Annotated in this window: 13 protein-coding genes and 1 other annotated feature; of the genes, 12 read left to right on the top strand and 1 reads right to left on the bottom strand. The window is 40.2% G+C overall.

The features are described 5' to 3' along the window. Window positions 1-77: 77 nt before the first annotated feature. Complete coding sequence (locus ACDX78_RS10070; RefSeq protein ID WP_486027505.1) at window positions 78-1,346, bottom strand: replication-associated recombination protein A; 1,269 nt, start codon at window positions 1,344-1,346, stop codon at window positions 78-80. 207 nt (window positions 1,347-1,553) lie between these two features. Between ACDX78_RS10070 and cymR the strand changes: the two genes are divergently transcribed. The 12 genes from cymR to mltG all read left to right on the top strand — a co-directional run bounded on the left by cymR (window position 1,554) and on the right by mltG (window position 14,514). Beyond that, window positions 1,554-1,970 carry a cysteine metabolism transcriptional regulator CymR gene (cymR, locus tag ACDX78_RS10065; RefSeq protein WP_486027503.1) on the top strand — a complete coding sequence of 139 codons (417 nt, stop codon included), beginning with the start codon at window positions 1,554-1,556 and terminating at the stop codon, window positions 1,968-1,970. A gap of 47 nt (window positions 1,971-2,017) precedes the next feature. Then, on the top strand, window positions 2,018-3,169 hold the full coding sequence (locus ACDX78_RS10060; protein WP_486027552.1) for a cysteine desulfurase family protein: 1,152 nt from the start codon (window positions 2,018-2,020) through the stop codon (window positions 3,167-3,169). A gap of 6 nt (window positions 3,170-3,175) precedes the next feature. Then, window positions 3,176-4,288, top strand: coding sequence for a tRNA 2-thiouridine(34) synthase MnmA (gene mnmA, locus ACDX78_RS10055; protein WP_486027501.1), 1,113 nt, complete (start codon window positions 3,176-3,178; stop codon window positions 4,286-4,288). Between the two features lie 113 nt (window positions 4,289-4,401). Continuing rightward, window positions 4,402-5,058, top strand: coding sequence for a tetratricopeptide repeat protein (locus ACDX78_RS10050; RefSeq protein WP_486027500.1), 657 nt, complete (start codon window positions 4,402-4,404; stop codon window positions 5,056-5,058). Between the two features lie 28 nt (window positions 5,059-5,086). Next, complete coding sequence (gene recD2 / locus ACDX78_RS10045; RefSeq protein WP_486027498.1) at window positions 5,087-7,387, top strand: SF1B family DNA helicase RecD2; 2,301 nt, start codon at window positions 5,087-5,089, stop codon at window positions 7,385-7,387. Window positions 7,388-7,452: 65 nt separating this feature from the next. Further along, a complete protein-coding gene (locus tag ACDX78_RS10040; protein WP_486027496.1) occupies window positions 7,453-7,641 on the top strand; it encodes a hypothetical protein in 189 nt (62 codons plus the stop codon). Window positions 7,642-8,074: 433 nt separating this feature from the next. Beyond that, window positions 8,075-9,142, top strand: coding sequence for an AI-2E family transporter (locus tag ACDX78_RS10035; protein ID WP_486027494.1), 1,068 nt, complete (start codon window positions 8,075-8,077; stop codon window positions 9,140-9,142). Between the two features lie 54 nt (window positions 9,143-9,196). Then, window positions 9,197-9,405, top strand: a binding site (T-box leader). A gap of 80 nt (window positions 9,406-9,485) precedes the next feature. Next, a complete protein-coding gene (alaS, locus tag ACDX78_RS10030; protein WP_486027493.1) occupies window positions 9,486-12,125 on the top strand; it encodes an alanine--tRNA ligase in 2,640 nt (879 codons plus the stop codon). A 114-nt stretch (window positions 12,126-12,239) separates the two neighbouring features. After that, window positions 12,240-12,509 (top strand): IreB family regulatory phosphoprotein, encoded by a 270-nt coding sequence (locus ACDX78_RS10025; protein ID WP_486027491.1) that lies wholly within the window; start codon window positions 12,240-12,242, stop codon window positions 12,507-12,509. Next, on the top strand, window positions 12,509-12,922 hold the full coding sequence (ruvX, locus tag ACDX78_RS10020) for a Holliday junction resolvase RuvX (protein ID WP_486027489.1): 414 nt from the start codon (window positions 12,509-12,511) through the stop codon (window positions 12,920-12,922). Before ACDX78_RS10025 ends, ruvX begins: the two co-directional genes overlap by 1 nt. Before the next feature lie 12 nt (window positions 12,923-12,934). Further along, window positions 12,935-13,222 (top strand): DUF1292 domain-containing protein, encoded by a 288-nt coding sequence (locus ACDX78_RS10015; RefSeq protein WP_486027488.1) that lies wholly within the window; start codon window positions 12,935-12,937, stop codon window positions 13,220-13,222. A gap of 176 nt (window positions 13,223-13,398) precedes the next feature. After that, window positions 13,399-14,514, top strand: coding sequence for an endolytic transglycosylase MltG (gene mltG / locus ACDX78_RS10010; RefSeq protein WP_486027486.1), 1,116 nt, complete (start codon window positions 13,399-13,401; stop codon window positions 14,512-14,514). The last annotated feature ends 90 nt before the right edge of the window (window positions 14,515-14,604 follow it).

Raw genomic sequence — 14,604 nt, 5'->3', positions numbered from 1 at the left:
GCCTCAGATTATAGGAATTATACGTTTAAATAATAATTCTTTTGCCGGATGGTCCTATTTCCTGGTCAGATTCACCATTAATGCTTTTGAATATTTTCATATACCTGCTTTAGCGCCTGTTCAAATTTTCCGGTTCCTTTTGGGTGATAATAGTGTTTGTTTTTAATAGAATCCGGCAAATATTGCTGTTTGACCCAGCCGCTATCATGATGATGCGGGTATTTATAGAACAAACCTCTGCCCAGTGTTTTCGCGCCGGCATAATGTGCATCTTTTATATGGGCAGGAATGCTGCCGGTTTTTCCTTTTCGTATATCAGCTAATGCCGCATCCAGTGCAGAATATGCTGTATTGGATTTTGGAGATAAAGCGAGTTCCACGATAGCTACAGACAAAGGAATTCTTGCCTCCGGGAAACCCAGTCTCTCGGCAGCTTCCACAGCAGCAACGGCTCGAGGTCCTGCCTGCGGATTTGCCAGACCGATATCTTCATATGCCGTAACAATCATTCTTCTTGCAATGCTATCCAAATCTCCTGCTTCAATTAATCTGCCCAGATAGTGAAGAGCTGCATTGACATCACTTCCCCGGATGGATTTCTGAAAGGCGGAAAGGACATCGTAATGGGCATCGCCATCTTTGTCATGGGAAAAACTTTTCTTTTGCATACACTCTTCCGCTGTTTCCTGTTCAATGATGATTTGTCCCTTATCATTTTTCGGTGTGGAAGAAACGGCCAATTCTAATCCATTTAAGGCTGCTCTCATATCCCCGTTGGCACTGCCTGCAAAATGATCAAGTGCCTCTTCGGAAAGATCAATATTATGTACCCCGAGTCCTTTTTCGTTATCTTCTACGGCACGCAGTATTGCTGTTTTAACATCATCACTAGTCAAAGGATAAAGCTCGAACAAATGGCATCTGCTTCTGATAGCCGGATTAATGGAATGGTAAGGGTTGCTTGTAGTGCAGCCGATCAGTGTAAGGAGATTGCTTTCAAGATGCGGCAGCAGAAAATCCTGTTTGGCTTTATCCAGCCGGTGCACTTCATCAAGAATTAATACTGTTTGGCCACTCATCTTTGCTTCTGCTACAACAATTTCCATATCTTTCTTTTTATCTGTAACGGCGTTTAAAATTTTAACGGGAAGGTTTAAGCTTTTAGCAAGCGCATAAGCCATAGATGTTTTACCTGTTCCTGGCGGCCCAAATAAAATCATGGAGGCTAGTCTTTCTGCCTGCACCATCCGGTTAATAATTTTCCCGGGAGCGACCAGGTGCGTTTGCCCGATGATTTCATCTATGTTTTCAGGTCTCATTCGAAAGGCGAGTGGCTGTTGTTTCATTATGATCATCCTTTTCGTTATCGGTTATTTACAATGTAAGGTATTATCGTTTAATATATAAGGAAATTTGATTTGTTGTTTCCAGAGAAAAGTAACTTTCATATCAAGCTTAATTCCGATTTCGATAAAATGCAAGATGTGAATCATTCGTGCTATAATGGCGTAAGTGTAACTGCATGGTAAGTATTAAATTGAGGTGTAAAATAAATGAAGATTTCAACCAAAGGAAGGTATGGATTAACGATTATGATCCATCTGGCAAAAAAATATGGAGAAGGTCCTGTTTCTTTAAAGCTAATTGCTAAAGAAAACGGCCTTTCAGAACACTATTTGGAACAGCTTGCAACGCCTTTAAGAAATGCCGGATTAATAAAAAGCATCCGTGGTGCTTATGGCGGCTACAAACTGACAAGGGAACCAAATAATATAACAGCGGGGGACGTGATCCGGGTACTGGAAGGGCCGATCACACCTGTAGAAGGTATAGAAAGTGAAGAACCTGCAAAACAGGCGCTTTGGATGAGGATACGTGATGCAGTTAAAGATGTATTGGATACGACTACCTTGGATGACTTAACACATCACGACGATGAACCTCGGGAAGCGTATATGTTTTATATTTAAGCTTTCGGAGGTTCTAATATTAATTCGAATAAGGAAGGAAGAGAATGATGGAACAGATTTATTTGGACCATGCTGCTACTACCCCGGTCCATAAAGATGTCATAGCTGCGATGCAATCCGTCTACAGTGAAGTTTTCGGCAACCCGTCAAGTGTCCATTCCTTCGGGAGACAGGCGAGGAAATATCTGGACGAGGCAAGAATGAGTATGGCGAGGAGCATCCATGCAAATGAAAAAGAGATTATATTTACAAGCGGGGGTACGGAAGCAGACAATTTGGCACTTACTGGAACGGCAATAATAAACCGGCAAAAAGGAAACCATATTATTACCTCGTCCCAAGAACATCATGCTACACTCCACACGATTCAAAGTTTGGGAAAACAAGGTTTTGATGTAACATATCTGCCGGTTTACAAGGACGGAAAAATATCGCTCAATGATCTGGCCAAGTCTATAACAGAGGACACAGTGCTGGTTTCCATCATGTTTGTAAACAATGAGACTGGTGTTATGCAGCCTGTACAGGAAATTGGTGAGATGCTAAAGGATCATCAGGCTTACTTTCATACAGATGCTGTACAGGCATACGGTTTAATCGATATAGATGTAAAAAAAATGGCAATTGACATGCTGAGTGTTTCTTCTCATAAAATAAATGGACCAAAAGGAATTGGTTTTTTATATGCTTCAGAAGATGTAAAATTAAGTGCCATTCAATACGGCGGGGAACAGGAGAGAAAGAGACGGCCAGGCACAGAAAATGTGGCAGCAGCAGTAGGGTTTCAAAAAGCTGTTGGATTGGCCATGGAAAATAAAACAGAACAAATAGCGCTCTATCAATCATATAAGGAACAGTTCTTACAAGAATTAAAAGCGCAGCATATTGAATTTTCCATAAATGGTGATTATCATGCTTCTGTTCCTTCCATTGTTAATATCAGCTTCCCCGGAGCGAATGTGGAGGCATTACTTTCGAACTTTGATTTGGACGGGATTGCAGCCTCGAGCGGAAGTGCCTGCACGGCTGGTTCTGTCGAGCCTTCCCACGTGCTGGCAGCCATGTTCGGAAAAAATCACAAATGTACAACAAACTCGATCCGTTTTAGCTTTGGGCTCGCCAACACAAGCGAAAATGTGAAGGAGGCGGCTGTTAAAGTGGCCAAAGTCGTAAAACGATTAACTTCAAAAAAGGAATGATCAATAATGAAAGATAAAAAAGATACACGGGTAGTCATCGGGATGAGCGGAGGTGTAGACTCATCGGTTGCCGCCCTTTTACTAAAAGAAGAAGGATATGATGTAGTAGGCATCTTTATGAAAAACTGGGATGATACGGATGAATTCGGCGTATGCACAGCGACGGAAGATTTTGATGATGTGGTTCGTGTCTGTAATCAGCTGAATATCCCTTATTATGCGGTTAATTTTGAAAAGCAGTACTGGGATAAGGTTTTCACCTATTTCCTTGATGAATATAAAGCCGGCAGAACACCAAACCCGGATGTAGTGTGCAATAAAGAAATTAAATTTAAAGCCTTTTTGGACCATGCCATGTCTCTCGGTGCAGATTATTTGGCAACAGGCCATTATGCACAGGTCAGAAAAAGCAATGGAAGATATGAAATGCTCCGTGGAACCGACAGCAATAAAGATCAAACTTATTTTCTCAATCAATTAACAGAAGATGTCCTGGAGAAAGTGATGTTTCCTCTCGGTCATTTGCAAAAATCAGAAGTGCGTGAAATTGCGAGAGACCATGATCTTTATACAGCCGACAAAAAAGACAGTACGGGAATTTGTTTTATAGGCGAGCGGAATTTCAAAGAATTCTTAAGCGAGTATTTACCCGCACAGCCAGGAGAAATGAAAACTTTGACTGGCGAGATGAAAGGCCGTCACGAAGGATTAATGTATTATACCATTGGACAACGGCAGGGTCTTGGAATAGGCGGAGCCGGGGATCCCTGGTTTGTCGTAGGCAAGAACTTGGAGGAAAATGTATTGTACGTTGAGCAAAGCTACACGAATGATGCGCTTTATTCAGATGGATTAATTGCGACAGATGTAAATTGGATTAATCCGGATAAAATATCTGAGACATTTACCTGTACAGCGAAATTTCGTTATCGTCAGGACGATCATGGAGTAAAAGTAGAGAAAATGAAAGATGGAAAATTGTATGTGAAATTTTCTCAAAAAGAGCGAGCCATTACTCCTGGTCAAGCTATTGTATTTTATGATGGGGACGTGTGTCTAGGCGGGGCAACCATTGATGAAATTATCAAGGATGAAAGATCCCTTGATTATGTTGGCTGAACAATTCGAAGCATTATTTTTGCATTCAGGCGGCCGAGTTTTAGTGAACTGCTGCCTGAATGCAATCATTTTTGAGGTTAAAAATATATTTGAAAAACGAGGAGTTATTTAGAATGGACAAAAACAGACAAGCTATTGAGTTTATGAAAGAAAAGAAATACGAAGAAGCAGCTGATTTATTTTCTGAACTGATTGAAGAATTCCCCGAAGATCCTATCGGGTATATAAACTTTGGAAATTTACTACTTCATTTGAATGATTACACTCGTGCGGAGCGCTTTTTCAACAAAGCTATCGAGCTTAATAAATTTGTAGGGACAGCATACTATGGTTTAGGAAATCTATATTACGAGCAATCAGATTATGCTAAGGCGCAGGAAAATTTCCAAAATGCGATTGAACTTGAGATAAAAGATGCAGATGTTTATTATATGCTGGGTATGACATTTGTCCATCAAGAGCAGGTAAAACTATCTATTCCTTATTTGCAGCGTGCAGCAGAACTGGCTCCTGAAGATCCTCAAATATTATTTCAGTATGGACTGTCACTTGCTCTGAATGAGCACATAGAGGAAGCGGAACCCGTATTTACCAAAGTACTTGAGCTGGAGCCGGAACATAGTGATGCTCATTACAACCTGGGGGTCATAGAACTATATAATGATGAAGTGAAGGAAGCGCTAAATCATTTTGAAGAAGCACTGCGCATTCAGCCGGAGCATGTACTGGCAGCCAATGGAAAGAAAAATGCTGAAAGCTTGCTCGGGTGAATAGTATAAATTTGTGGGGTTGTTTTCAATGGAATCAGCAAAAAGCCATGGATATATTAAAGGTGAGCTGCTATTCACCATTTTCCGGAATGAAAGCGAGAAGTTTGTCATTGCAAAGGTAAAGGTCCTTGAGACAAATGAAGATTACCTGGAAAAGGATATCATTCTAAAAGGATACTTTCATCAGCTTCAGGAGCAAATGGCGTACTACTTTTATGGTGTATTTGAAAAGCATGCTAAATTCGGACTGCAGTATCGGGTGCATTCCTATGAAACATATATCCCTGATACGAAAACAGGTCTCGTCAGTTATCTCTCCAGTGATTTATTTTATGGGATCGGAAAAAAGACGGCAAAGCGGATTGTTGAATTTTTAGGTGAGGGAGCCATCAGTAAAATATTAAACGACCCCAGTGTTTTAGCCCGGGTAAAAGGGTTGAACAAGGACACAAAGGATTCATTTGTCAAAAGTTTGCAGGAAAATCAAGGGTTTGAGCATATTGCCCTTTATCTGGCGAAACATAATATCGGACTGAAAATGGCCCAAAAAATTTATCAGGAATACAAAGAAGAGGCGATTGCTGTTTTGGAAGAAGATCCATATCAATATGTCTTTGACATTGAAGGCTTTGGTTTTCAAACGGCAGATGAAATTGCCAGAAAAAATGGCTTGTCGCCTGCACACCCGAACAGAATCGGTGCCGGGTGTATTTATGTTTTGCAAAAAAACATTCAGCATGGGCATGTTTTCCTCCCGCTGGAACAATGCACACTTCAGGTTTTACAATTACTGTCTGACGGAGAATTGACAGAAACAGTAATCCACGATCGCTTAATAGATTTAAACAAAGCTAAGACTGTAATTATTTCGGAGGGAAATGTGTATTTGCCTTCTCTTTATTATGCTGAAGACGGTTTTTCTTCACACTTAAAACGTGTCATGGATAAGCCTGTGGAACATCATACACCTGTTGCAGAACTGATGAAGATTACAGGAGAACTGGAAGAAGCGGAAACGATCAGCTACGGAAAAGAGCAGTTTGAAGCAATTAATCAGGCAATACATTCAAAGCTGCTGATTCTCACGGGTGGTCCCGGTACAGGTAAAACCACAGTCATTAAAGGAATATTACAGGCATATGCTGCAATCCACGATTTGTCTCTGGATGATAGGGATTATGAAAATAAAAAGGATTTCCCATTTGTTTTGACCGCACCAACAGGACGTGCTGCAAAGAGATTAGCAGAATCTACATCACAGCAGGCTGTAACTATCCATCGGCTATTAGGCTGGGATGGGCAACAAGGTTTTAGTAAGGACGAAAGTGAACCATTATCAGGAAAAGTACTTATTGTTGATGAATTTTCCATGGTTGATATTTGGCTGGCGAATCACTTATTTAAAGCAATCCCAAATGATATGCAAGTTTTACTAGTGGGAGATGAAGACCAGCTTCCGTCTGTTGGTCCTGGACAAGTCTTGTCAGACTTATTGGAAACAGAGGTTATTCCTGTTGTTCGACTTACGGAAGTATACCGGCAAAAGGAAGGATCAAAAATAATATCGCTCGCCCATGAAATTAAGAACAACGAGCAGATTGATTTGCAAAATGACAAGGATTTCAGCTTTTTCTCATGCAGGCAAGAACAATTAGTCGATGTCATTATTCGAATTTATAAAAAGGCGATGGAAAAAGGACTTGATGTAAAGGATATTCAAGTTCTCGCTCCCATGTACCGGTCCCAAGCAGGAATTACGGCGATCAATAAGGAATTGCAGCAATTATTAAACCCAAAAACTTCGGCAAAAAGGGAAGTGAAAACATATGACCAGACATTCCGGGTAGGAGATAAAGTGCTGCAGCTTGTTAATCAGCCGGAAGACGGTGTTTATAATGGGGATATCGGAGAAGTTGCTGCTATTTTTGAAGAAGATGAAACCGAAGAAAATACGGAACAGCTTGTCATTCGCTTTGAAAATAAGGAAGTGGCATATGAAAGAAAAGAATATACGAACCTGATGCATGCTTACTGTATTTCAATTCATAAGTCACAGGGGAGTGAATTTCCGATTGTCATCCTTCCTGTTACACCGGCATACCGTCGTATGTTAAGGAAAAATCTACTTTATACAGCAATTACGAGAAGTAAACAATCCCTTATTATTTGCGGTGATGCCCACTCTCTGATAAAAGGGTTAGCGACTATGGACACAAACAAGCGTTTTACAACGTTAAAGGAACAAATCTTGAAACGCCAGGAACATATATCTTTACCCGTCCCGGAAAATGAAGAAAAAGAAATATCTCCCTATGATTTTATGGAATGATGTATATTTTTAACAAAATCGGGTTAGCATAACATAATAATCTTTTAAAAGGAGATCTTTGATGTATGCGTTGCCCGAATTGTCGTGAAAAAAATATAGGTAAAATAGGGACAGCACAATATTATTGCTGGACATGTTTCATCGAAATGGTTGTGGAGGGAAATAAACTTACCATACACCAGGTAGAGGCGGATGGCTCATTAAGTTCCTTGAATGATCTGTTTTCAGAGGAAGAAAGAAAAGTGAATGGGTAGCCTTTTGCTTAAAAATATAAACACTATTTTAAGAGGAAGTTCAAAAAGTCCGGTAAAATTCCACATATACTAGAGGTTCTTCTCTGCCTGCGATTACTTAGGGTGAAAATAGATTGCTAAAAACGTCTATTTCCTGGGACTACAGTACAGCGGTTCCTCATACCACGGCCGTGAGCAACGCAGAAGTGAATACCCCATGTGGAAGCTCGTCAGTTTGCTTTTCCGTTGTTCATATATTAAAACCATACATTAAAGAACTGATGTACCTGGTCTTCATGGTTATTCGGGGAAGTCAATTCCTCGGTGCAAGCCAGCAGGGAAGGAAATCGCTGAAATAGGATCCTGCTTAAAGCTGCACTGCCTCGACCTTAGCTGACGGGTTCATTTTATCCTCCTTTTTAAACACGTATATTAAGCTGGGGGAAGTATAATTATGCTAAAAGAGAAAAAAAGAGTAACTATTTTATACTGGTTATTGCTCGGGATTCTGTTATTCCTTTTCTTTTACTTGCTTGTGAGGTTATTTCCGTTATATGGCAGTTTTTTTTCTTTTATATGGCAGCTGTTCCTGCCTTTTTTAATTGCAGGATTAATTGCCTATCTGCTCCATCCGATTATTGCAAAAATAGAAACCTGGAATATTCCACGCAGCATATCCATTCTCCTTATTTACCTGTTATTTTTTGGCGGGGTTGGTTACTTAATCTATCGTGTTTATCCGGCAATCATTGTTCAACTGCGCGATTTAAGTGAACAATTACCGCAATTCATCTCTATGTACCAGTCATTTATTAATCAAATGTACGAATCTACCTCTTTTTTACCGGAAACGGTTCATGATAAAATGGATGAACTGATTTTACGTGTGGAAGCGTCTATTGATAACCTTCTTTCTAGATTAGTTGCTGGTTTTACAAGGGTATTTGACATGATTATTATCATTACCGTCATCCCCGTACTCGTATTTTACTTCCTGAAGGATGATGATAAATGGAAGGATTTATTTAAAAAATATATTCCGGATAAACATCGATCAAAAGCCAGCAGCATGCTGCATGCTATAGATGAAAGTCTTGGAGGTTATATCCGCGGTCAGCTGATTGTAAGTTTATTTGTTGCGATCACCGCTTTTATTCTCTTTGAATTATTAAATATGGATTATGCTTTGCTGCTCGCTATAATCATGGGTATTACCAACCTTATTCCTTACTTTGGGCCGATCATTGGTGCAGTCCCGGCTGTTGCGATTGCCTTTACCATGTCCGTTCAGACCGTTATTTTTGTGATCATTGCTATTTTTATCCTCCAGCTGCTGGAAAGTAATTTGCTGGCACCTTATATTGTAGGTAAAAGTATTGCTATACATCCTATAGCGATTATTTTTGCATTACTCCTCGGCGGCAAGATTTCCGGCGTAGTCGGCATGATTTTAGCTGTTCCACTACTCACCGTTTTGAAAGTTATTTTCACTCATGTGTATGCATTTCGAAGCTTTCGTTGACAATGCCGGAAAAGTTTTCTATAATATCGCTAAATGAACAATTACAGCGTACACACGAATGCATAGAAGGTTCTGAGTACATGATATCGCTTTAAAGAGAGGGATTTTCCACAGGCTGAGAGAAATCCCAAACGCAGAATCATGGAAAGCTAAACTGGAGTGCGGCTAATCCCCGCCGGTTTCATACCGTTATCATGGGAAAGTGATGTCTGAAAAAGTTAGACATAATAAGGGTGGTACCGCGAATCAATCTCGTCCCTGCTATAGCAGAGATGGGATTTTTTTATTTTTGAACTTAAGACATTTCATATGAATTTTATAAATTACATTGGGAGGTAATTAAATGAAAAAACTAACATCAGCTGAAGTCAGACAAATGTTTCTTGATTTTTTTAAAGAAAAGGGACACCGGGTAGAACCGAGTGCATCTCTAGTCCCAAAAGATGATCCTTCTCTTTTGTGGATTAATAGCGGGGTGGCGACATTAAAAAAATATTTTGACGGCAGGGTCATTCCTGACAACCCCAGAATTGTCAACGCCCAAAAATCAATACGGACCAATGATATTGAAAATGTTGGTTTTACTGCCAGGCATCATACATTTTTTGAGATGCTTGGAAACTTCTCCATTGGAGACTATTTTAAAAAAGAAGCAATGGCGTGGGCTTGGGAGTTTTTAACGAGTGATAAATGGATCGGCTTTAATGAGGAATTATTATCTGTCACGGTACATCCGGAAGATGATGAAGCATATGATTTGTGGCTAAATGATATTAAAGTTCCAAAAGAACGGATCATTCGGCTGGAAGAGAATTTCTGGGATATCGGAGAAGGGCCGAGTGGTCCAAACACGGAAATCTTTTATGATCGTGGGGAAGAATACGGGAACGATCCTTCAGATCCCGAACTTTATCCTGGCGGGGAAAATGAACGTTATTTGGAAATATGGAACCTGGTATTTTCCCAGTTTAATCATAATCCTGATAACACATATACACCACTTCCTAAAAAGAATATAGATACGGGGATGGGGCTTGAAAGGATCGTTTCCGTGATTCAGGATGCGCGTACGAATTATGATACGGATTTATTTATCCCGATCATTGAAAAAACCCAAGATATTGCAGATAAAGCCTATGGAAAAGATAAAGAGGCTGATGCTGCATATAAAGTTATTGCTGATCATATTCGCACAGTCAGTTTTTCCATAGGGGACGGTGCCGTTCCGTCAAATGAAGGACGCGGTTATGTACTGCGCAGACTGCTGAGAAGGGCTGTCCGTTTTGCAAAAGATATTGGCATTGAGAAGCCTTTCATGTATGAATTGGTGGAAACTGTAGGAGAAATTATGAAAGATTATTATCCGGCAGTGGCAAAGAATAGCGAATTTATTAAAAGTATCGTGAAGACGGAAGAAGCCCAATTTCATAAAACACTGCAGGATGGCATCGACATTTTGACAGAAATTATGCAAAAGGAGAAAGAAAGAAATAGCACGGTCATTCCCGGTGAAGATGTTTTCCGTTTATATGATACGTATGGGTTTCCTAAAGAATTAACCGTGGAGTATGTGGAGGAAGAGGGTTTTTCGATCGATGAAGCAGGTTTTGATCAAGAGATGGAAAAACAGCGTGAACGAGCAAGGAGTGCCCGCCAGAAGGTAGATTCCATGCAAGTGCAGGATGGTATTCTCGCAGAACTGGAGATCGAAAGTGAGTTTGTCGGATATGACAAATTGGAGGCAGATACCCGGATTGCTGCTATTATCCATGAAAACGAGCAAGTGTCTACGGCAAATGCAGGGGATAACGTATTTATATTTCTGGAGCGTACACCATTTTATGCTGAAAGCGGAGGTCAAATGGCTGATCCGGGTTGGGTCTATACAGACGGCGTTTCTGCTTACGTCAAAAATGTACAAAAGTCGCCGAACGGGCAGCATGTTCACCATGTAGAAATAAAAGAAGGTGGATTAGCGGAAGGAGATTATGTTAAAGCAATCGCTGATCCCGCATTCCGTAAAGGCATCATTAAAAATCATACAGCTACCCATTTATTACACCAGGCTTTAAAAGATATTTTAGGAAGCCATGTAAACCAGGGAGGTTCTTTGGTAGCACCGGACAGATTGCGTTTTGACTTCTCCCATTTTCAATCGGTCACACAGGAGGAAATGCAACAGATTGAGCAAACGGTGAATGAAAAGATCTGGAACGCATTGCCGCTCATGATAAATCATAAGAAGCTGGAGGAAGCGAAAGAAATGGGAGCGATGGCCCTTTTCGGTGAAAAATACGGAGATATTGTCCGTGTTGTGCAAATAGCAGATTACAGCATTGAACTATGCGGCGGCTGTCACGTGAGAAATACGGCAGAAATCGGCTTGTTTAAAATAATTTCAGAGGCAGGAATTGGTGCTGGCACAAGAAGAATCGAAGCAGTCACAAGTAAAGATGCCTATGAATATTTGAATAACAAACTCGATATCCTAAATGAAGCAAGCGTTCTGTTAAAGGTGAGTGAAGCAGAAAAACTGCCTGAGCGGATTGAAGGGCTTTTTAAAGATATGAAAGCTTTGCAGAAAGAAAATGAATCATTGCTTCAAAAAATTTCCAATGCAGAGGCTTCTTCCATTATGGAACGTGTGGAGCAGTTAGGTGATGTAAAAATAATTGCAGAAAAGGTTAACGTAAAAGATATGAACCAGCTGAGAACGATGGTGGATGAATTAAAACAAAAGCTGAATTCCGGCATCGTTCTGCTCGCAGCCGAAAATAATCAAAAAGTGCAGCTGGCGGCAGGTGTTTCCAAAGACCTGGTGGAAAAAGGCTATCATGCCGGCAATATAATAAAAACGGCAGCCACAAAATGCGGTGGCGGTGGCGGCGGCCGTCCGGATATGGCCCAGGCCGGAGGGAAAAATCCTGAAAAAATCCAGGAGGCTTTAGAAGCGGCAAAAACACTTGTAGAAAACCATTATTAATAATAATTTGTATAATAATGCAGTAAAGCGTTATAATGGGGATGGAATCGTTGGAAACGATAAATAAAGACATTTTCTACAATGTACTCAGTTATTTAAGGGCGAGGTGTCACGATGAGCAATATTGATAAAACGATGAAATTCAATTTTTCAGAAGAACCATTTGACCAGGACATTAAAGAAGTACTTTACACGGTCCATGAAGCATTAAGAGAGAAAGGCTACAACCCGATTAATCAAATTGTTGGATATCTCTTATCCGGTGACCCCGCTTATATACCAAGGTATAGGGATGCTAGAAGTCTAATCCGTAAGATGGAGCGGGATGAAGTCATAGAAGAACTGGTCAAATTCTATCTGGAAAATAACAAAAAGGATTCCTGATGAAAATTATTGGATTGGACGTAGGTTCAAAAACAATCGGTGTTGCAGTCAGTGATGCATTGGGATGGACAGCACAGGGGCTGACCACGATAAAATGGGAAGAAGATGATTTCACCTCAGCTGACCCCGAACTTACACGAATAATAACGGAGCATGAAATTGGGAAGGCTATTATCGGTTTACCAAAGAATATGAATGGAACCATTGGTGAGCGTGGCGTGTTTTCTCAAAAATATGCCAAATATATTGAAGAGAAATATGATATCCCGGTTGTATTGTGGGATGAACGTCTGACTACAGTCGCTGCGGAAAGAGTACTGCTTGAGGCTGATTTAAGCCGGAACAAGCGAAAGAAAGTCATTGATAAGATGGCTGCTGTAATGATACTGCAAGGCTATCTGGACCAAAAGTAAAGGAGGGATATCATGGCATTGGAAGAAAAAGAACGCATCATTATACCAGATGAGAACGGGGAAGAGCATTTATTCGAAGTGTTATTTACGTTTGATGTGGATCAAACAAACCAATCCTACATTGCGGTTGTTCCAGCTGAACAATCAGAGGAAGAAGAAGTGGAAGTGTATGCATTCCGGTATGAGGAAAAAGATAATGAAGATAACGATTTATCTTTATTCCCGATTGAATCGGACGATGAATGGGAAATGGTCGAGGAAATGCTCCACACACTTGCAGAGGAAGAAAAGGATGTTTAATTCCGGACTAAACGCTAATGCTGTTAAACGGCATTAGCGTTTTACTTCTTAATTCTTTGTTTCAGCGTTCACTACGATGAATAGTGATCCAGAAAGGTAGAAGTCAGCCCCAATTATAATTATGGAATATCCCGTCGAAATTTAGTATAATTAACCAAGTGAAAGGGGGCTGCTGCATGTCCAAAAAGAAAAAGAAAAGTTTTAAGGACAACCTTATTGCCAGAAGCGAAGAAGCAAGTACTGTAAGAAAAATTGTTGCTATTATAATAATATCTTTGTTAGTTATTCTGGTAATTGGCGGTTTTTCCGGTTATCTGTATATCTCATCTGCACTTGAACCTGTTGACCCGGAAAGTGATGAAGAAATTACAATAGAAATTCCAATTGGTTCCTCCTCATCTGCAATTGGTGAGATTTTAGAGGAAAATGGACTTATTAAAGATAGCCGCATATTTCGTTTCTATGCTACATTTAATAATACTACAGATTTTCAGGCAGGGGACTATACATTTACACCATCCATGACGGTAGATGAGCTTATAGCTTCTCTTCAGACTGGCAGGGTAATAGCTGATGCAATGCACACTGTAACAGTACCGGAAGGGATGACAGTGGATGAAATTGCTGAGATATACGCAGAAACGCTGCATTTTTCAAAAGATGATTTTTTGGAAGTTGTTAATGACCCTGAATATATTAATGAGTTAATAGAATCTTATCCATCGATTTTATCTGAAGAAATTTTATCTGAAGACATCCGAACCCCGCTGGAAGGGTATTTATTTGCTTCTACCTATAATTTTTACGAACAGGAACCAAGTATAGAATCCATTGTAGAAGAAATGTTAAATAAAACCGTTTCTGTAGTAGAAAACTACATGACGGACATGGAAACTACGGATTTTACAGTCCATGAAACCTTGACCTTTTCATCTTTAGTAGAGAATGAAGCCAGAACAGAGGAACAGCGGAATATGATCGCAGGTGTATTTTATAATAGACTGGATGAAGGTATGCAGCTGCAGACAGATCCGACTGTTCTGTATGCATTAGGGGAGCATCGGGACCGGGTTTTATTCGAAGACCTTGAAGTGGAGTCACCATATAATACCTATTATATTGATGCGCTTCCGGTCGGTCCCATCAGTAACTTTGCCGAGAATTCCCTACAGGCTACATTAAATCCGGAAAAATCGGAATTCCTTTATTTCCTTCATGATGGGGATGGGCAAATACACTATGCAGAAACGTTTGAGGAGCATGGTGAGAACAGGGAACAGTATATTGATTAAAAATGAGCTTGAATAGGGAGTGTGAATCAATTTCACATTTCCTTTTTTAGCAGACATAGAGAACCATTTGAATAATCGGCTGTAGAATGA

It is taken from the genome of Virgibacillus oceani (assembly GCF_041521345.1).
Classification (GTDB): Bacteria; Bacillota; Bacilli; order Bacillales; family Amphibacillaceae; genus Virgibacillus_N; species Virgibacillus_N oceani_A.
This window is presented reverse-complemented; position numbering and strand designations above follow the sequence as displayed.